This is a genomic window from Variovorax sp. 679, from assembly GCF_003952185.1.
In the GTDB taxonomy this organism is placed as follows: Bacteria; Pseudomonadota; Gammaproteobacteria; order Burkholderiales; family Burkholderiaceae_C; genus Variovorax.
Map to the genome: position 1 here is coordinate 364,784 of NZ_RXFS01000002.1, position 16,746 is coordinate 381,529.

19 protein-coding genes are annotated in these 16,746 nt (G+C 66.3%); 8 read left to right on the top strand and 11 right to left on the bottom strand.

Features of this window, described 5'->3' with window-relative positions; all coding sequences use genetic code 11:
• Positions 1-96 precede the first annotated feature (96 nt).
• Entirely contained in the window at positions 97-441 is a 345-nt protein-coding gene (locus EJO71_RS05650) for a DUF1161 domain-containing protein (protein WP_125947740.1), read from the top strand.
• A 39-nt stretch (positions 442-480) separates the two neighbouring features.
• Here the strand turns inward: EJO71_RS05650 and EJO71_RS05655 are convergent, their stop codons facing one another.
• Entirely contained in the window at positions 481-1,359 is an 879-nt protein-coding gene (locus tag EJO71_RS05655) for an alpha/beta hydrolase (protein ID WP_125947739.1), read from the bottom strand.
• Between the two features lie 446 nt (positions 1,360-1,805).
• Between EJO71_RS05655 and EJO71_RS05660 the strand changes: the two genes are divergently transcribed.
• On the top strand, positions 1,806-2,084 hold the full coding sequence (locus EJO71_RS05660; protein WP_125947738.1) for a hypothetical protein: 279 nt from the start codon (positions 1,806-1,808) through the stop codon (positions 2,082-2,084).
• A gap of 4 nt (positions 2,085-2,088) precedes the next feature.
• Here EJO71_RS05660 and EJO71_RS05665 read toward each other — a convergent pair whose 3' ends face one another.
• Complete coding sequence (locus EJO71_RS05665) at positions 2,089-2,637, bottom strand: nucleoside 2-deoxyribosyltransferase (RefSeq protein ID WP_125947737.1); 549 nt, start codon at positions 2,635-2,637, stop codon at positions 2,089-2,091.
• Between the two features lie 199 nt (positions 2,638-2,836).
• On the opposite strand from EJO71_RS05665, the gene EJO71_RS05670 reads away from it, so the two are divergent.
• Together EJO71_RS05670 and EJO71_RS05675 are read left to right on the top strand one after the other, a co-directional pair.
• Positions 2,837-3,190: an Atu4866 domain-containing protein gene (locus EJO71_RS05670; RefSeq protein ID WP_240651292.1), complete on the top strand. Its 354-nt coding sequence runs from the start codon at positions 2,837-2,839 to the stop codon at positions 3,188-3,190.
• Positions 3,191-3,353: 163 nt separating this feature from the next.
• Positions 3,354-4,112 (top strand): SDR family oxidoreductase, encoded by a 759-nt coding sequence (locus EJO71_RS05675; protein WP_125947736.1) that lies wholly within the window; start codon positions 3,354-3,356, stop codon positions 4,110-4,112.
• A gap of 4 nt (positions 4,113-4,116) precedes the next feature.
• On the opposite strand, the gene cynS is transcribed toward EJO71_RS05675, so the two are convergent.
• The 7 genes from cynS to EJO71_RS05710 form a co-directional block, all read right to left on the bottom strand.
• A complete protein-coding gene (gene cynS, locus EJO71_RS05680) occupies positions 4,117-4,560 on the bottom strand; it encodes a cyanase (RefSeq protein ID WP_125947735.1) in 444 nt (147 codons plus the stop codon).
• A gap of 40 nt (positions 4,561-4,600) precedes the next feature.
• On the bottom strand, positions 4,601-5,440 hold the full coding sequence (locus EJO71_RS05685) for an ABC transporter ATP-binding protein (RefSeq protein ID WP_125947734.1): 840 nt from the start codon (positions 5,438-5,440) through the stop codon (positions 4,601-4,603).
• A gap of 31 nt (positions 5,441-5,471) precedes the next feature.
• Positions 5,472-6,341 (bottom strand): nitrate ABC transporter permease, encoded by an 870-nt coding sequence (gene ntrB / locus EJO71_RS05690; protein ID WP_125947733.1) that lies wholly within the window; start codon positions 6,339-6,341, stop codon positions 5,472-5,474.
• Between the two features lie 3 nt (positions 6,342-6,344).
• On the bottom strand, positions 6,345-7,688 hold the full coding sequence (locus EJO71_RS05695) for a CmpA/NrtA family ABC transporter substrate-binding protein (protein WP_125947732.1): 1,344 nt from the start codon (positions 7,686-7,688) through the stop codon (positions 6,345-6,347).
• 168 nt (positions 7,689-7,856) lie between these two features.
• Positions 7,857-8,525: a response regulator transcription factor gene (locus tag EJO71_RS05700; RefSeq protein WP_125947731.1), complete on the bottom strand. Its 669-nt coding sequence runs from the start codon at positions 8,523-8,525 to the stop codon at positions 7,857-7,859.
• 1 nt (position 8,526) lies between these two features.
• Positions 8,527-9,714 (bottom strand): PAS domain-containing sensor histidine kinase, encoded by a 1,188-nt coding sequence (locus tag EJO71_RS05705; RefSeq protein WP_125947730.1) that lies wholly within the window; start codon positions 9,712-9,714, stop codon positions 8,527-8,529.
• A gap of 52 nt (positions 9,715-9,766) precedes the next feature.
• Complete coding sequence (locus tag EJO71_RS05710; protein WP_125947729.1) at positions 9,767-10,192, bottom strand: nuclear transport factor 2 family protein; 426 nt, start codon at positions 10,190-10,192, stop codon at positions 9,767-9,769.
• An 86-nt stretch (positions 10,193-10,278) separates the two neighbouring features.
• On the opposite strand from EJO71_RS05710, the gene EJO71_RS05715 reads away from it, so the two are divergent.
• Positions 10,279-10,902 (top strand): TetR/AcrR family transcriptional regulator, encoded by a 624-nt coding sequence (locus EJO71_RS05715; protein ID WP_125947728.1) that lies wholly within the window; start codon positions 10,279-10,281, stop codon positions 10,900-10,902.
• On the opposite strand, the gene EJO71_RS05720 is transcribed toward EJO71_RS05715, so the two are convergent.
• Positions 10,880-12,541, bottom strand: a complete 1,662-nt coding sequence (locus EJO71_RS05720; RefSeq protein ID WP_125947727.1) for an L-lactate permease — start codon at positions 12,539-12,541, stop codon at positions 10,880-10,882. The genes EJO71_RS05715 and EJO71_RS05720 overlap by 23 nt on opposite strands.
• 106 nt (positions 12,542-12,647) lie before the next feature.
• Here EJO71_RS05720 and EJO71_RS05725 point away from each other — a divergent pair, with 106 nt between their 5' ends.
• From EJO71_RS05725 to EJO71_RS05735, 3 genes are all read left to right on the top strand, one after another.
• The gene (locus EJO71_RS05725; protein WP_125947726.1) at positions 12,648-13,532 is read left to right on the top strand and encodes a LysR substrate-binding domain-containing protein; all 885 of its coding nucleotides are present in this window, start codon (positions 12,648-12,650) and stop codon (positions 13,530-13,532) included.
• A 123-nt stretch (positions 13,533-13,655) separates the two neighbouring features.
• The gene (locus EJO71_RS05730) at positions 13,656-14,813 is read left to right on the top strand and encodes an alpha-hydroxy acid oxidase (protein ID WP_125947725.1); all 1,158 of its coding nucleotides are present in this window, start codon (positions 13,656-13,658) and stop codon (positions 14,811-14,813) included.
• Between the two features lie 132 nt (positions 14,814-14,945).
• Positions 14,946-16,280, top strand: a complete 1,335-nt coding sequence (locus EJO71_RS05735; RefSeq protein ID WP_125947724.1) for an MFS family transporter — start codon at positions 14,946-14,948, stop codon at positions 16,278-16,280.
• A gap of 19 nt (positions 16,281-16,299) precedes the next feature.
• On the opposite strand, the gene EJO71_RS05740 is transcribed toward EJO71_RS05735, so the two are convergent.
• Positions 16,300-16,740, bottom strand: a complete 441-nt coding sequence (locus tag EJO71_RS05740) for a helix-turn-helix transcriptional regulator (protein ID WP_125947723.1) — start codon at positions 16,738-16,740, stop codon at positions 16,300-16,302.
• Between the last annotated feature and the right edge of the window lie 6 nt (positions 16,741-16,746).

Genomic DNA, 16,746 nt, shown 5'->3' on the forward strand with positions numbered 1-16,746 from the left:
CATGCACGCTGTTACAAGGACGGGGGATTGGCCCCCCCGCCCTTCACAACTAGACTGCCTGCCCCTCTAAAGCTCGCCGTGTGAGGCAAGCCCACCATGAAACACCGTCTGCTGATCTCCCTCACGCTGGCATTCGCAGGTACCGCCCACGGCGCCGAAGACTGCGAGGCCCTGCGCACCCGTATCGAACAAAAGATCGCCGCTGCCGGCGTGGCGCGCTTCACCGTCACCGTCGTCGATGCGAATGCACCGGCGAACGGGCAAGTAGTGGGCAGCTGTGAGCTCGGCAGCAGGAAGATCGTCTATGAGAAGGACGTCGGCACCGGACCGGGCTCGGCACCGGCCGCTGCGTCTCCATCCCCACCTCCGTCGAGAGAGCCGATGCTCACCGAGTGCAAGGACGGAACCGTGTCCATGGGCGGCGACTGCGGGAAGCAGTAGCCGTCGGCAGCGCCCGGCGCGCCGCCTCTCTCGGCTGTTTCAGCCCTTCCCCACCACCCGCTCGATCCACGCGAGCAGCACCGCCTCGACTTCGTCGCGGTTGAGCTCGTTCAGCGTCTCGTGACGCGCGCCACCGAACACGTGGCAAGACACGTCGCGCAGCCCTGCCTCGCGATAGCGCTGCACCAGCGGATAGAACCATTCGGCCTTATTGCTCACCGGGTCCTCGTCGCCGATGAACAGATAGAGCGGCAGCTCGGGCCGGATGCGCTTTCGCATCGCATCCGGCGTCAGATCGCCCAGCTTCGCGAACATCGAACCCAGCCCCTCGGCCGAAACCGTGAACCCGCACAGCGGATCGGCGATATAGGCATCGACCTGCGCCGGGTCGCGGCTGAGCCAGTCGAAGGGCGTGCGCACGTCGGGCAGCACGGCATTCATGTCTTCCAGCTTGAAGCCGGACTGCAGCGCCGCCCCCAGCAGGTCTAGCGCCGAGGTGCCCGAGAGCACCGCGCCCGCCAGCAGCGCGCTGTGCTCGACCAGGTAGTACTGCGTGGCGAACGAGCCCATGCTGTGGCCCAGGAGGATCAGCGGCAGGCCCGGATGCACGCCGCGCACGTGATGACTCAGCAGCGCCATGTCGTCAACCAGTCCGGCGAACGCTCGCGGTCCGAACTCGCCCAATTCGCCGCGCGCAGCCGCGCCCTTGCCATGACCGCGATGCTCGTTCGCATAGACCGCATACCCGGCACGCACCAGCGATTCGGCCAGGTGCCGGTAGCGCAGCGAATGCTCGCCCATGCCGTGCGCAAGCTGGATGACGGCGCGCGGCGTCGTCACCGTGCCGAGCCAGCGATGGACCTCCACCGTGACGCCGTCGTTGGTGGTCAGTTCGAAGTGGGTCTCGGTGGTCGGCATGCGGTGCTCCATTCAATAGGGGGGAGCACCATCCTAGGGGGTCGCTACCGGCGATTCGATCAGGGGTTTCCAGCCTCTGTCGCAGGGCGGACAGCCAACCGGCGTCTTCTTTCTTTCGGCTTGTACAAGGGGCTTTCGGCTCCTGTCGCGTGGATATACTGCCGCGTCGCGCCGATTTGGCGTGACCGGGTTTGGAAGCCCGCTCCACCTCTGCGACGAAAGCCGCAGCTACCGCACATGGTCTGCGGCTTTTTCGCTCGTGCTCCATTTATGGCGGCTCGGGCGGGAGGGCGCGAGCCCTGCCGGTTCTCGCAAGAGGTGGCCGGTCTTCCAACCCGTTCGAGCTGCCGCCCTCGTTTGGAAGCGGGTGCGGTGGTTTTTGAAACCACACCTCTTGGAGTCCATTCATGGCTCAACCCGCTCTTGCGCACTCGCAACCACCTTCCATGCCAGTCGAACTCGCAATCGACGAGCTCGCACGACAAGCCTGCGACGATGCGGCCCAATTGCATGAAGTCCTATGCGCTCATGCCTGCATCGAAAAACTCATCGCTCCAGAACGCACAAGCGAGCTCGAAGGACTGATAACCACGCGGAGCGAACTGAGTGCCCTGCTTCGCCTTGCCAATGCAGAACTCCAACGCTGCATCAGTGCGGTGGACAGCACCACGTCGCAACTGCGTGACGCACTGATCGCCGACGAGAGCAGCAAGAAGGCCTCGTGACGCCCTATCGGCGGCTGATGCCAGCAAGTACCTCTGCCATCTTCCGCAGCGCCGCCTCCGGCGTAGGCTCGATGTGAATCGAACAGGCCAGCATCAGATTCAGCTGCTGGCCGAAGTCCTCGACGGCGATGCCAGTGCCGCTCTCGCGCAGCACTCCGTTCGCGTCGACCTCGCATGACAGTGCCACGCGCGCGCGATCCGCGTAGCTGCCCCCGGGCACGCCATAAGCAACAACCGGAATACCTAGCGCAATCGCCGCGCCGACCTCGAATACCGTGCCGGAATCCGGCTCCATGCCCCTGAAGCAGGCGAGATTGGCGACGACACCATCCGCGCCGCGAAGGCGGCGCATGTTGGCTTCGTAGATCCGCTTTTCCGGGACTTCAGTGGTCTGCTCCTCGTTGCCGTCGGCCGGCAGCAATGCAGCAAGGCCGGCGGCATCGCAGGCGGCGGTCAGCCTGATGAAATGCTCCCTCGCGTCGGGACGAAAGACATCCGGGCCTGCGAGATAGATGCGCGGGCGCGTCGCTGTCCAGGGGGACTGGTTGTCCATCAGCGGAGCATCGGCGATTTCGCGTTTCCACTCAATCCTTGCGACATGGTGCAAAGCGACTTACCGATGGATGCATCGGCCCGCACCCATGAGCGCCCCAGTCCTCGGGGAATCAGGCAAGAAACTCGCACGAAGCGACTAACGCCCCAGCCGCTCCTTTTTCAAGAATGGACGCTCCATTCACGAACCAAGGCGCACCATGAACACCGCACATCGCACCGGCGCACTCACCGCGCTCTCGCTGTCCCTCGCCATGGCATCGGGCCCCTCGCAGGCCCAGCCGCAACGCCCCAGGTTGCTCGAAGACCCGAACCGCTACGTGGGCATGTGGGTGACACAAGACGGCCATATCGGCCACGAACTGCTGCCTAACGGCCGCTACGACGAAGCGCGCGGTACACGCCACAGCGCCTACCAAGGCAGCTACAGGCTGACCGGCAATCACATCGACTACGTCGACGACACCGGCTTCACAGCCGACGGCGAATTCCGCGACGGCGTGCTGTATCACGGTGGCATGGTGCTCTACCGCGAAAGCACTACGCGGCGCTGATCCGCGGACGCAGCCGGCCTCGTGTTTTGCAGGATCAGGCAAAAACCGCGTTCGATTCGGATACCACCCCGAGGCCCTCGAAAGAGACACTTATCTCCATGCCCGGCCCACGCTCATCCCAGTGTGCGCTCCACGGCAACCAGTCCAGCACGAGGAGTTCTCCATGACCACATTCCAGGAAAAAGTCGTACTCATCACCGGCGCGAGCAGCGGCATCGGCGAAGCGACCGCCAGGCTGCTTGCGCGGCGCGGTGCCAAGGTGGTGCTTGGTGCGCGCCGCACCGACAGGCTCGCGGCGCTCGCGGCCGAGATCGTGGCCACGGGCGGCACGGCGAGCTACCAGCGACTCGACGTGACGCACCGGCCCGACGTGGAAGCCTTTGCCGAGTTCGCGCTCGAGACGCACGAGCAGATCGACGTGCTCGTCAACGCCGCCGGCGTGATGCCGATGTCGCCGCTGTGGAACCGCAAGATCGAGGAGTGGGAACTCATGATCGACGTGAACCTGCGCGGCGTGCTGCTCGGCGTTGCGGCGGTGCTGCCGACGATGCAGGAGCAGGGCTGGGGCCACATCGTGAACGTGGCGCCGGTGGCGATGCACGGCCTGTCGCCGGGCTCCGCCGTGTACCACGGCACGCAGTACGCGGTGAACGCCATATCCGAAGGGCTGCGGCAGGAGCATGCCGGCCGCCTGCACGTGACGGTGGTGAGCCCCGACGTGCATGGCCCCATCGATCCGCTGGCAGAGCGCATCGCGGCGAGCTATGCCCGCGAACGCATGCGCACCAACCGGCGCATCGCGGTGCCGGTGGATGCGGTGGCGCGCTCGATCGCCGGGGCCATCGAGGGCTACGGCTACGGCATCGCGCCGGCGCGGACCGGGTATCGCCCGAAGCCGCGCCCGGCCGAGTACGCCCAATAGTGAGTCAGTAGGTCTTGTACGGCAGGAACTTGCCCGACAGCACCACGTTGACCCGATCGCCCTTCGGGTCGGCCTGGCGCTGGATGTCCATGCTGAAGTCGATGGCGCTCATGATGCCGTCTCCGAACTCCTCGTGGATCAGTTCCTTGATTGTGCTGCCGTACACGCTCACCACCTCGTACCAGCGGTAGATGAGCGGATCGGTCGGCACCGGCGTGGGCAGCGAGCCCTTGTAGGGCACCACCTTCAGCCACTTCTGCTCCTCGACGGTGAGGCCGAAGATCTTGGCGACGATCTTCGCCTGCCTGTCGTCGAGCGTCATCTGGCCGAGGCAGGCGGCGGTGGTCCACTCCTTCGAAAGGCCGACCTTCTTTGCCACGTCGGCCCACTGGATGCCCTTGCTCACCTTGACGGTGATGATCTTCTCGGTGACGTCGTTGCGGTTCATGCGGGTTTGCTCCTGATTGAAATGAAGGATGAAGGCGAAGTCACGCAGCCTTCGCACGCGTGACGAGGAAATCGACGATGTGGTTGCGCAGCGCGTAGTAGCCATCGAGGTGGTGCAACGAAGCGCGCGTGCGCTCGCGCGGCAGCGGGTTGACCACCGTCTCTACGATGTTCCCCGCTCGGTAGCCGCCCTGCGGCAGGTCGGCGCCGTTGCTCATCAGCAGGATGCGGTCGGCCAGCAGGATGGCCTCGTCCACGTCGTGCGTGATCATGAAGACGGTCTGCTGTGTCTGGCGCACGATGGCCATCAGCTCATCTTGAATGGTGCCGCGCGTGAGCGCGTCGAGCGCGCCGAAGGGCTCGTCGAGCAGCAGCATCTTGGGGCTTATGGCGAAGGCGCGCGCGATGCCCACGCGCTGCTTCATGCCGCCCGAGAGCTGCGAGGGTTTCTTGTCGATGGCCGCCTGCAGCCCGACCATGGCGACGAAGCGCTCCACCTGCGCATCGACCTGTGCGGCCGACCACTGCGGCCAGCGCGAGACCACGGCGAAAGCGATGTTCCTGCGCACCGTGAGCCACGGCATGAGCGCGTGGCTCTGGAACACCACGCCGCGCTCCAGACTGGGGCCCGCCACCTCGCGCCCGTCCATGAAGACGTGGCCCGCGCTGGCCTGGTCGAGGCCCGCCAGCACGTTGAGGATGGTGGTCTTGCCGCAGCCGGAGTGGCCGATGATGCAGACGAACTCGCCGCGGTCGAGCGTGAACGACACGTCGGCGAACACGGGCCGCGCGGGCACGAAGGCCTTGGCCAGCCCCTCGACGCGCAGGAAACCGCGGGCGCCCGGCGCCTCCACGGCGGAGGAAACGACAGGCTGGGTCATGGCTTCACCTCGGGCCGGAAGACCGGCGCGCTCACTCCACATAGGTCACCTTTCGCTGCAGGCCCGCGAAGGCCTGGTCGAGCAGCATGCCCACGACGCCGATCAGCAGGATCGCGAAGATCACGTTGGTGAGCGACAGGTTGTTCCACTCGTTCCACACGAAGTAGCCGATGCCCGTGCCGCCCACCAGCATCTCGGCCGCCACGATGACCAGCCACGCAATGCTCATGCTGATGCGCATGCCGGTGAGGATGGTGGGCGCCGCCGCCGGCAGGATGACGCGGAACGCACGGCGCAGCGGTTTCACTTCGAGCGTGCTGGCCACGTTGAGCCACTCGCGCTTGACCGAGGCCACGCCGAAGGCGGTGTTCAGCAGCATCGGCCACACCGAGCAGATGAAGATCACGAAGATGCCGCTGACCGACGATTCCTTGATGGTGTAGAGCGCCAGCGGCATCCACGCCAGCGGAGAGATCGGCTTGAGCACCTGGATGAACGGATCGAAGGCCTTCTGCAGCAGCGGCGACATGCCGATGACGAAGCCCAGCGGCACCGCCACCGCGCACGCCAGCGCAAAGCCCAGGCCCACGCGCGCCAGCGAATAGGCCAGCTGGATGGCGATGCCCTTGTCGTTGGGCCCGTTGTCGTAGAACGGATTCGACAGGTGCTTCCACGCGGTGGCCGCCATCTCGGCGGGCGTGGGAAAGCCGGAGCTCTTCACCTGGCCCTGCGTCGGGTCCTTGCCGAGCATCTTCTGGTATTCGATCTGCTCGGCGGTCATGCCTGAAGCGGCGGCGGCGCCACCGGCCGGCGCAGTCGCGACCTGCCACACGCCCACCAGCAGCAGGAACATCAGCAGCGACACCAGCGCCGCCCTGAACGAAAGAGCCTTCTTCGGCATGACTCAGGCCATCTTCGCAATGGCGAAGCTCTTGACGTAGTCGTCGGGCTTCGCAGGGTCGAACACCTTGCCCATGATGGTGAACCTGGGGTACGCCCCATCGGGCACGGCCTGGCCCAGGTCCTTCATGCGCTTCTTCGCGTCGGTGAGCAGGAAGACCTTCTCCGCGATCTGTCTGTAGTTGATGTCGCCTTTCACGTAGCCCCAGCGCTTCATTTGCGTGAGCATCCACACGGCCATCGACTGCCACGGAATGGGGTCGAAGTCGGCGCGGTCGGGCACGGTGCGGATGTTGCCCAGCCCGTCGGCGAACTTGCCGGTGAGCACCTGCGTCAGCACGGTCTCGGGCTGGTTCAGGTACTGCGCGGGCGCGATCACCTTGGCGATGAGCTCGCGGTTCTTCGGCTCGCGCGCCATGGCCGAGGCGGTGAGCACCGAGCGCACCAGCGCGGCGAAGGTGTTGGGGTTCTTCTCGATGAACTCGGCCGAGGTTCCGAAAGCGCAGCAGGGGTGGCCGTTCCACAGCTCCCGGGTGAGCAGGTGGATGAAGCCGATCTCCTCGAACACGGCGCGCTGGTTGAACGGATCGGGGCCGAGGTAGCCGTCGATGTTGCCGGCGCGCAGGTTGGCCACCATCTCCGGCGGCGGCACCACGCGGATCTGGATGTCGGTGTCGGGGTTCAGGCCCGCTTCCGCCACGTAGTAGCGCAGCAGGAAGTTGTGCATGCTGTACTCGAAGGGCACGGCGAACTTCAGGCCCTTCCAGGTCTTGGGGTCGCGCCTGTCCTTGTGCTTGTTGGCCAGCGTGATGGCCTGCCCGTTGGTGTTCTGGATGGTCGCGACATTCATGGGCACCGCGTTGGAGCCCGCACCCATCGAGATGGCCAGCGGCATCGGCGACAGGAAGTGCGTGGCGTCGTACTCCTTGTTGAGCATCTTGTCGCGGATGAGCGCCCAGCCCGCCGTCTTCACCACCTCCACGTCGAGGCCCTGCTTCTGATAGAAGCCCAGCGGGTGCGCCATGATGAGCGGCGTGGCGCAGGTGATGGGAATGAAGCCGATCTTCAGCTTCGTCTTCTCCAGCGGTGCCTTCTCCTGCGCCATGGCCTGCAGCGCACCGAGCGGAAACACCGAGGCGATGGCGGCGCGCGCAGTGCCCGCGCCCACGGCGCGCAGGAAGCCGCGCCGCACGCTGTCGACGGGGAACAGCGCCTTCATGAGGCTGGCCTCGAGCTTGTCTTCGGGCAGCACACCGGCGCCGTGCACGCGCCCGCAGGCGCAGCGCATGTTCAATGGCCGGTCGGCATCGTAGGGATCGCAGGCGGTCGGTTCGTGCGGGCTGGACATGGTGTGCACCTTGTTGGAAAGATGCATCGACCGTTGCAAGCGCCGGGCCGGAAAGGCTCTGCAGGAGCCCTTGCAGAGCTTGCGGCTTCAGATCGTGCCGCCGATGTCGAGGCCTTGTAGGGCTGGCACTACAAGCCGGTGCAGGCCGGCCGCGTTTTCAGCCCGACCTCAACCGGATGTGCCCTGCTTGCCGTGGCGCTCGGCATACAACGCCAGCTCCACATCGTTCTTGGTGCCGGTCTTCTCGAGGATGCGCGCGCGATAGGTGCTCACGGTGTTGGGCGCCAGGCCCAGCTGCGCACCGATTTCGCTCACGCTGTGCCCCGCGCTGAGCAGCCGGTACACCTGATGCTCACGGTGCGAGAGCATCTCTGCGCCCTGCCCGGCACCACGGCCCACGGCAGTGGCCAGCGCCTCGGCAGTGGCCGCCGACACGTAGAGCCCGCCGGCCGCGACTTTGCGCACCGCGCCGACCATGTCGTCGGCATCGGCGCTCTTGTTGAGATAGCCCGAGGCGCCCAGCTTGATGCAGCGCACCGCGTACTGCTTCTCCGGATAAGTGCTGAGCATCAGCACCGGGAGCGTGGGCCACTGCTTGCGCAGCGCCTGCAGCACGTCGAGGCCGTCGCGGCCGGGCAAGGCGATGTCGAGCAGCACCACGTCGAGGCCCTCGGGGCCGCCCAGCGCCTGCACGGCTTCCAGCACCTCGGGACCGGTCTGCGCCTCGGCGCGCACGGCCATGGCGGGCAGGCCGTTGGAGAGGTCGCCCAGCATCTGCTTCAGGCCCTCGCGCACGATGCGGTGGTCGTCGCCTATGAGTACGCGGATGTCGCTCATCTCAGGCCTCCACGGGCAGCGGCAGGTGCAGGCGGAAGGTGCTTCCCTCGCCCACGCGGCTCTCGATGTCGATGCGCCCACCGAAGTGGCGCGCGCGTTCGCGCATGCCGAGCACGCCGTAGGAGGTGGCGGCCTCGAAGGCCTGTGCCGGTGCGCCCACACCGTCGTCCCGCACGCCGATGCTCAGCCGCCCCTGCTCGACACCGATGCGGATGTCGAGACTGCTCGCCTTCGCATGGCGCCCGACATTGCTCAGCATCTCCTGGAAGATGCGGAACACCGCGATGGCGGCGGGCTCCGGCAGCTCCACGCCTGGCGGCACGTCGACGCGCCAGTCCAGCGCCAGCTCGGCGGCCTGCACGAACTCGTGCGCCTGCCACTCCAGCGCGGCCCACAGCCCCTGGTGATCGAGGATGCTGGGGCGCAGGTCGGTGATGATGCGCCCCACGTTGTCCACCGCGCGCTCGATGAGCTGGCTCATGTTCGTGCACTTGCAGCGCATCTGCTCGCGCATGGCCTGCGCCGCATCGGGCGTGCGCTCCTGCTGCTCGCCGAGGCGCTTGCCGATCCAGTTGACGTCCATCTTCAGCGCCACCAGCAGGCTGCCGAGCTCGTCGTGCACCTCGCGCGCGATGCGGGTGCGCTCGTCCTCGCGCACCTTGTCGAGCCATGCGGAAAGCTCGCGCAGCTGCGCCAGCGCGTCGCTGAGCTCGCGGGTGCGTTCCTGCACGCGCAGGCCGAGCTCGTCCTTGGCTTGCTGCAGCGCCTCGGCCTGACGGCGGCGCTCGGTGATGTCGACGAAGGTGATGACGGCGCCGCGCACCTGCGTGCCGTCCATGATGGGGTGGCTCGAATACTCGACCGCGAAGGCGCTGCCGTCGCGGCGCCAGAACACCTCGGTGTCGATGCGACACGGCAGGCCGCGCCGGAAGGCGTTGAAGATCGGGCAATCGGTGTCGGCGTAATGCGAGCCGTCGGGGTGCGAATGGTGCGTGAGCTCGTGCATGTTGGAGCCGAGCACGTCGCGCACCTCATGGCCGAGCATCTGCGCGCCGGCCCTGTTGATGAACATGCAATGGCCGTCGAGGTCGATGCCGAAGATGCCCTCGCCCGTCGACTCCAGCAGCAGCCCGAGTTGGTGCTGCCAGAGCGGGTGGCTGGCGGTGGGGTTCAGTACGGGCGTCTCCATGCACCAAAAGCAAGCAACAGCCGTGCCCGGAGGCACCCGCCCTCGCCGAGGCTCAGGTGCGCGCCCAGTGGAACTTGCGGTCCGATTCCTCGATGGGCTGGTCGTTGATGCTCGCGAAGCGCCGTTGCATCAGGCCGTTCTCCGCGAATTCCCAGTTCTCGTTGCCATGGCTGCGATACCACTGGCCAGCGTCGTCGTGCCATTCGTACTCGAAGCGCACCGCGATGCGGTTGTCCATGAAGGCCCAGAGCTGCTTCTTCAGCCGGTAGTCGAGCTCACGCACCCACTTGCGCGACAGGAACTCGACCACCTGCTCGCGGCCGTTGACGAACTCGGCGCGATTGCGCCATTCGGTATCCGGCGTGTAGGCCAGGCTCACGCGCTCCGGGTCGCGCGAGTTCCAGGCGTCTTCGGCTGCCTGGACTTTCTTGGTGGCGGATTCGAGGGTGAAGGGCGGCAGCGGTGGGCGTGATTCCATGGCGGTTCTTTCGATTGAAGTTGAAGAGGAATGCGTGGCAATGTGCCACATGTAGACAGACCTGTCTACATGCCTACAATCACGCCATGGACATCTCCTCCATCTCCGAACTCCCCGCGCGCGAACGCATCCTCCGCACTGCGCACGACCTCTTCTACGCCGACGGCATCCGCGCCACCGGCATCGACCGCGTCATCGCCGCGTCTGGCGTCACCAAGGTCACGTTCTACCGGCACTTCCCGTCGAAGGACGACCTGGTGCGCGCCTTCCTCGACCATCGCCATGGCCTCTGGATGGCGTGGTTCGTCGACGCGCTCGGCCGGCTCGGCGCCCAGCAGCGCATCGGCGGCGGCCAGGCGCTGGAGGTGCTTGCCGATGCAATGGCCGAGTGGTTCGCCGATCCGACGTTCCGCGGCTGCGCCTTCATCAACTCGGTGGTCGAGGTGGGCGGCAGCGTGAACGGCGCAAGCGACATCTCGCGCGAACACAAGCGCGAGATGGTCGAGGTCATCGCCGGACTGCTGCCGGAATCACTGGAGGGTTCGCGCCGCATGGCGGTTGCACAAGCCGCCGCACTGGGCGTCGACGGCGCCATCGTCAAGGCGCAGATCGGCGGCGCCGCGCAGGCACGCGAAGCGGTCGACGACTTGCGCTGGCTGCTTCAGGCGCTGGCGGCCACGCTGCCCGCTACTTCACGACCATCAGCGTGAACGGCCACACGTAGGCCTGCAAGGTCACGTACAAGCCCACGAGGCAGGCCAGCGCGATGGAGTGGAAGAACACGTAGCGAAGAATCTCGCCCTCGTGGTTGAACCAGCGCGTGGCGGTGGAGGCGACCACGATCGACTGTGCATCGATCATCTTGCCCATCACGCCGCCCGAGCTGTTGGCCGCGCCCATCAGGTTCGGGCTCAGGCCCAGCTGGTCGGCCGCCACCTTCTGCATGCCGCCGAAGAGCACGTTCGATGCAGTGTCGGAACCGGTGAGCGCAACGCCCAGCCAGCCCATCAACGTGCCGAAGAAGGGATAGAGCACACCCGTGTTGGCGAAGGCCAGGCCCAGCGTGGTGTCCAGCCCCGAGTAGCGCGTGAGCGTACCCAGCGCGAGCATCAGCACGATGGTGAGCAGCGAGAACTTCACCAGCCACAGCGTGCGGCCATAGGCAGCCACCAGCTGGATCGGGTTGTACTTCATCACCAGCCCGCCCACGATGGCCGACACCAGGATGCCTGTGCCCGTAGCCGAGAGCAGCAGAAGCTGGTAGACCGCGCCTTCCTTCGTCGGCTTGGGCACCACCGGCGCCACCTTCTCGATCATGTTGTGCAGCCCGTCGATGGGGAAGCTGGGCGCGAAGATGCCGTTGAGCCAGGTCTTCACCACCGGCAGGCCCCAGATGAACACGAACACGGTGAGGATGAGCCACGGCGTCCAGGCGCGGATCACGGCGGCGTTCGAATGCCTGGTGGGCGCGTTGGCCGGCCCCGCCTCGCCGCTGTCGGCTTCATGTCCCTTGAGCGATACCGAGGTCCAGACCTTCTTCGGCTTCCACACGCGCAGGAACCCGATCAGGCACGCCATGGACACGATGGCCGCGATGATGTCCACCAGCTCCGGCCCGATGTAGTTCGACACCAGGAACTGCGGAATGGCGAAGGACACGCCCGTCACCAGAATGGCCGGCCACACCTCCATCATTCCCTTGCGCCCCGCGAAGGCCCAGATGAGCCAGAACGGCACCAGCAGCGAGAAGAATGGCAGCTGCCGCCCGATCATCGCGGTGACCGCCATCAGGTCGTAGCCATGCACCTTGGCCAGCGTGATGACCGGCGTGCCCAGTGCGCCGAAGGCCACGGGCGCCGTGTTCGCGATGAGCGAGAGCCCCGATGCCGCGAGCGGCGAAAAGCCCAGCCCGATGAGGATGGCCGCCGTGACCGCAACCGGCGTGCCGAAGCCCGCCGCGCCCTCGAAGAAGGCGCCGAAGGCGAATGCGATGAGCAGCAGCTGCAGGCGCCTGTCTTCCGTAATGCCCGCGATCGAGTCCTGCAGTATCTGGAAGCTGCCGTTCTGCTGCGTGAGCTGCTGCAGGAAGATGATGTTCAGCACGATCCAGCCGATGGGCAGCAGGCCGCTGATGCCGCCCAGAAAGGCGGCCTTGCCCGCCATGTCGGCCGGCATGCCGAACGCGAACACCGCGATGACCAGGGCACTCAGCAGGCCCAGCCCCGCCGCGTAGTGCGCCTTGATGTGAAGCAGCCCCAGACACACCAGCATCACCACCACCGGTATCGCGGCCAGCGCCGTCGATACGATCATGTTGCCGAAGGGGTTGTAAACCTGTTGCCAGACCATGCGCTCGTCTCCTTGTTGTTGGAAATTCTTCAGAGCCGGTGCCCCGGTCAGGGCTGGACCGGGAGCGTTCGATACCATCCTACCCCGCTACCCCTCCCGATAAAAGATGGTTTCTCCGCGTCTCCCCTCGACACAGGGCCTGCAGGCCTTCGAGGCTGTCGCACGGCTGCGCAGCGTGAACCTCGCAGCGGAAGAGCTCGCCGTGACGCCCAGCGCGGTGAGCCACCGCATCCGCCAGCTCGAACTGCTGCTCGGGCTCAAGTTCTTCGTGGGCAGCGACTTCAGCCTCAGCGCCGACGGCATGGCCTACCTGGCGCGCGTGCGCGAGGCCATCGCTGCGCTGCAGCAGGTGCCGGGTCGCGAACCCGAATCGCAGGTGCGGCGGCTGCGCGTGGCCGTCACGCCGACCTTCTCGCGGCAGATGCTGTTGCCGAGGCTCGCCCGCTTCCGCGACGCGTACCCGAACATCGAGCTGATGCTGCAGGTGACCACGCCGGTGCGCAACACCACGGTGGAAGATGCCGACCTCGAGCTGCGCTTCGGCACCGGCCCCTTTCACGACCGCGAGTTCTTCCAGCTGCTGGCCGACGAGGTCTCGCCGGTGTGCAGCCCAGCCTACCTGGAACGCCACGGCCCCTTCGACGGCTTTGCCACCGATGCCGAGGTGTCGCGCGCGCAACTGCTGCGCACGCCGCTGGAATCGTGGCGCACCTGGTTCAAGGCCTGCGGCGTAGGCCTGCCCGAGCCGGCCACGGGGCACCAGTTCAACGACCTCGGGCTGGCACTCGATGCGGCGGCCGAAGACTTCGGCGTGGTGCTGATGCATCTGCGCCTGGGCAGCGCCTGGCTCGACAACGGACGGCTGGTGCGGCTGTCGACGCGCAGCGTGCCCTCGCCCAACGCCTACTTCCTGTGCTGGAGGCCCGGCACCATGGAGCGCTGGGAGTGCGCGACCTTCGCCGAATGGCTGCGCGACGCGCTGCGCGAATGAAGTGGGCTGCCTGAATTCTTTTCAGTCGCGGGCCCGGTTCTTTTCAGATGCCGCCGCAAGGCGCCTGCAGATAATGGCCGGTTAGCCTTCGCCGATCCACAAGAACCAGCCAGGAGACCGCCAGTGTCCGACCTTTCCAAGATCACCAGCATCGAAGACCTCCGGGTGATCGCCAAGCGGCGCGTGCCGAAGATGTTCTACGACTACGCCGACTCCGGCGCATGGACCGAGGGCACCTACCGCGCCAACGAGAGCGACTTCCAGAAGATCAAGCTGCGCCAGCGCGTGGCCGTGAACATGGAAGGCCGCTCGCTGCGCACCACCATGGCCGGCCAGGAAACCGCGATGCCCGTGGCCATCGCGCCCACCGGACTCACCGGCATGCAGCACGCCGACGGAGAGATCCTCGGCGCCCGCGCGGCCAAGGCCTTCGGCATTCCGTTCACGCTGTCGACCATGAGCATCTGCTCGCTCGAAGACATCGCCGAGAACACCGATCGGCACCCCTTCTGGTTCCAGCTCTACGTGATGAAGGACCGCGACTTCATCGAGCGCCTGATCGAGCGCGCCAAGGCCGCCAACGTGACCGCTCTGCAACTCACGCTGGACCTGCAGATCCTCGGCCAGCGCCACAAGGACATCAAGAACGGCCTGACCGCGCCGCCCAAGCCCACCATCAAGAACCTCATCAACCTGGCCACCAAGCCGCGCTGGTGCATGGGCATGCTGGGCACCAAGCGCCGCACCTTCGGCAACATCGCGGGCCACGCCAAGGGCGTGAAGGACCTGTCGTCGCTCTCGTCGTGGACCGCCGAGCAGTTCGACCCCGCGCTGAGCTGGGCCGACGTGGAGTGGATCAAGAAGCTCTGGGGCGGCAAGCTCATCCTCAAGGGCGTGATGGACGTGGAAGACGCGCGCCTGGCGGCCTCCAGCGGCGCCGACGCGCTCATCGTGTCGAACCACGGCGGGCGTCAGCTCGACGGCGCGCCCTCCTCCATCGCGGCGCTGCCGGCGATCGTCGACGCGGTGGGCACCGAGATCGAGGTGTGGATGGACGGCGGCATCCGCAGCGGGCAGGACGTGCTCAAGGCCCGCGCGCTGGGCGCACGCGGCACGCTCATCGGCCGCAGCTTCCTCTACGGCCTGGGTGCCTACGGGCAGGAAGGCGTGACGCGCGCGCTGCAGATCATCCAGAAGGAACTCGACATCACGATGGCCTTCTGCGGCCGCACGAACATCGACGACGTCGATTCGAGCATCCTGCTGCCGGGTACTTTCTGAGCTTGCCCTGACGCCTCCGGAAGGCCATTCCGGAGGTAGGCCGATGCGACATCGGCCGACACGCCACAGCCCCTTGGCGGCGCAAAATGTTTTGGAAACAACAACATTGCCCGCGCGGCACAAGAAGGCATCATGAGCGCAGTCACGCCTGTCCCGGGAGGCCCAGCGGCCTCCGCCTCGTCACCCCCGCACTACACGGCCGAAGAAAAGCGCCACCGCGTCTTCGCGATCATGGCGGCCTCTTCGGGCAACCTGGTCGAGTGGTTCGACTTCTACGTGTATGCCTTCTCGGCGCTGTACTTCGCGCCGGCCTTCTTTCCCAAGTCCGACCCCACCGCGCAGCTGCTGAACACCGCGGGCGTGTTCGCGGCCGGCTTCCTGATGCGTCCCATCGGCGGCTGGGTCTTCGGCCGCCTTGCCGACCGGCTCGGGCGCAAGACCTCGATGCTGATCTCGGTGACGATGATGTGCGGCGGCTCGCTCGTCATCGCCTGCCTGCCGACCTATGCGCAGATCGGCGCGTGGGCGCCCTTCCTGCTGCTGGTCTGCCGGCTGTTCCAGGGGCTGTCGGTGGGCGGCGAATACGGCACCACCGCCACCTACATGAGCGAGGTGGCGCTGCGCGGCCAGCGCGGCTTCTTCTCGTCGTTCCAGTACGTCACGCTGATCGGCGGACAGCTGCTCGCGGTGCTGGTGATCGTGGTGCTCGAGCAGCTGCTGACCGAGGCCGAGCTCAAGGCATGGGGCTGGCGCGTTCCCTTCGTCATCGGCGCGATCGCGGCGGTGGTCGCATTGCTGCTGCGCCGCACGCTGCACGAGACGCAGACCGACGAGGCGAAGAAGAACAAGGAAGCCGGCAGCATCGCCGGCCTCTTCAGGCACCACACGCCGGCCTTCCTCACGGTGCTGGGCTACACGGCAGGCGGCTCGCTGATCTTCTACACCTTCACCACCTACATGCAGAAGTACCTGGTGAACACGGTGCACCTGCCGATCAAGACAGCCAGCTACGTGATGACCGGGGCTCTGTTCGTCTACATGTGCATGCAGCCGGCCTTCGGCGCGCTGTCGGACCGCATCGGGCGGCGCAACAACATGCTGCTGTTCGGCGGACTCGGGGCACTCGCTACCGTGCCCATACTCACCGCGCTGCAGCACACCACGAGTCCGGTGCTGGCCTTCGTGCTCATCATCGTGGCACTGGCCATCGTGAGCTTCTACACCTCCATCAGCGGCATCGTGAAGGCGGAAATGTTCCCGCCCGAGGTGCGGGCCCTGGGCGTGGGGCTGGCCTATGCCGTGGCGAACGCGATCTTCGGCGGCTCGGCGGAATACGTGGCGCTCGGACTCAAGTCATTGGGACACGAGTCGGCCTTCTTCTGGTACGTGAGCGCGATGATGGTCATCGCCTTCCTGGTGAGCCTGAGGCTGCCGCGGCAGGCGAGCTACCTGCATCACGATCACTGATCGGTTGCCGGGGCTGCTGCTACTCGGCTTCCAGCCGCTCGGCCACCTGCTGCTTGCCCAGCCCGCGCACGGCAGCAAGGCTCTGGAGCTGCGCGGCCCTGGGGCGGGCCTTGCCCTGTTCCCAGTGATAGATCGTCTGGCCCGATACGCCCACCAGCTTTCCATACGAAGCGGCGGAAATACCCAGCTTTTCGCGATGGGCAGCCAGCCGGCCGGCGCTGAACCGGCGCTTCGGGCCTTCGTCGCCGGCCTCGTCCGATTCGCTTGCGCGTGCGCTGCGGGCCGAGCCTTTCGCGACGTTGCGCAGCTCTTTTTCCAGCGAACTCACCTGACGACGCAATGCCGCTATGGCTGCGCGATGATGAACCGATGCCTTCTTGAGGGCTTCCATTTCCGCGCGAACTTCCTTGCGGGCGACGCGCGAAATCTCGGATTTAAGAATCGATGCAATGTTGGGCATGCCGGC

What these genes read in the sequence shown, in the direction of transcription:
- EJO71_RS05650 (WP_125947740.1), top strand. Translation starts at nt 97, where the DNA reads ATGAAACACCGTCTGCTGATCTCCCTCACGCTGGCATTCGCAGGTACC.
- EJO71_RS05655 (WP_125947739.1), bottom strand. Translation starts at nt 1,359, where the DNA reads ATGCCGACCACCGAGACCCACTTCGAACTGACCACCAACGACGGCGTC.
- EJO71_RS05660 (WP_125947738.1), top strand. Translation starts at nt 1,806, where the DNA reads ATGCCAGTCGAACTCGCAATCGACGAGCTCGCACGACAAGCCTGCGAC.
- EJO71_RS05665 (WP_125947737.1), bottom strand. Translation starts at nt 2,637, where the DNA reads ATGGACAACCAGTCCCCCTGGACAGCGACGCGCCCGCGCATCTATCTC.
- EJO71_RS05670 (WP_240651292.1), top strand. Translation starts at nt 2,837, where the DNA reads ATGAACACCGCACATCGCACCGGCGCACTCACCGCGCTCTCGCTGTCC.
- EJO71_RS05675 (WP_125947736.1), top strand. Translation starts at nt 3,354, where the DNA reads ATGACCACATTCCAGGAAAAAGTCGTACTCATCACCGGCGCGAGCAGC.
- cynS (WP_125947735.1), bottom strand. Translation starts at nt 4,560, where the DNA reads ATGAACCGCAACGACGTCACCGAGAAGATCATCACCGTCAAGGTGAGC.
- EJO71_RS05685 (WP_125947734.1), bottom strand. Translation starts at nt 5,440, where the DNA reads ATGACCCAGCCTGTCGTTTCCTCCGCCGTGGAGGCGCCGGGCGCCCGC.
- ntrB (WP_125947733.1), bottom strand. Translation starts at nt 6,341, where the DNA reads ATGCCGAAGAAGGCTCTTTCGTTCAGGGCGGCGCTGGTGTCGCTGCTG.
- EJO71_RS05695 (WP_125947732.1), bottom strand. Translation starts at nt 7,688, where the DNA reads ATGTCCAGCCCGCACGAACCGACCGCCTGCGATCCCTACGATGCCGAC.
- EJO71_RS05700 (WP_125947731.1), bottom strand. Translation starts at nt 8,525, where the DNA reads ATGAGCGACATCCGCGTACTCATAGGCGACGACCACCGCATCGTGCGC.
- EJO71_RS05705 (WP_125947730.1), bottom strand. Translation starts at nt 9,714, where the DNA reads ATGGAGACGCCCGTACTGAACCCCACCGCCAGCCACCCGCTCTGGCAG.
- EJO71_RS05710 (WP_125947729.1), bottom strand. Translation starts at nt 10,192, where the DNA reads ATGGAATCACGCCCACCGCTGCCGCCCTTCACCCTCGAATCCGCCACC.
- EJO71_RS05715 (WP_125947728.1), top strand. Translation starts at nt 10,279, where the DNA reads ATGGACATCTCCTCCATCTCCGAACTCCCCGCGCGCGAACGCATCCTC.
- EJO71_RS05720 (WP_125947727.1), bottom strand. Translation starts at nt 12,541, where the DNA reads ATGGTCTGGCAACAGGTTTACAACCCCTTCGGCAACATGATCGTATCG.
- EJO71_RS05725 (WP_125947726.1), top strand. Translation starts at nt 12,648, where the DNA reads ATGGTTTCTCCGCGTCTCCCCTCGACACAGGGCCTGCAGGCCTTCGAG.
- EJO71_RS05735 (WP_125947724.1), top strand. Translation starts at nt 14,946, where the DNA reads ATGAGCGCAGTCACGCCTGTCCCGGGAGGCCCAGCGGCCTCCGCCTCG.
- EJO71_RS05740 (WP_125947723.1), bottom strand. Translation starts at nt 16,740, where the DNA reads ATGCCCAACATTGCATCGATTCTTAAATCCGAGATTTCGCGCGTCGCC.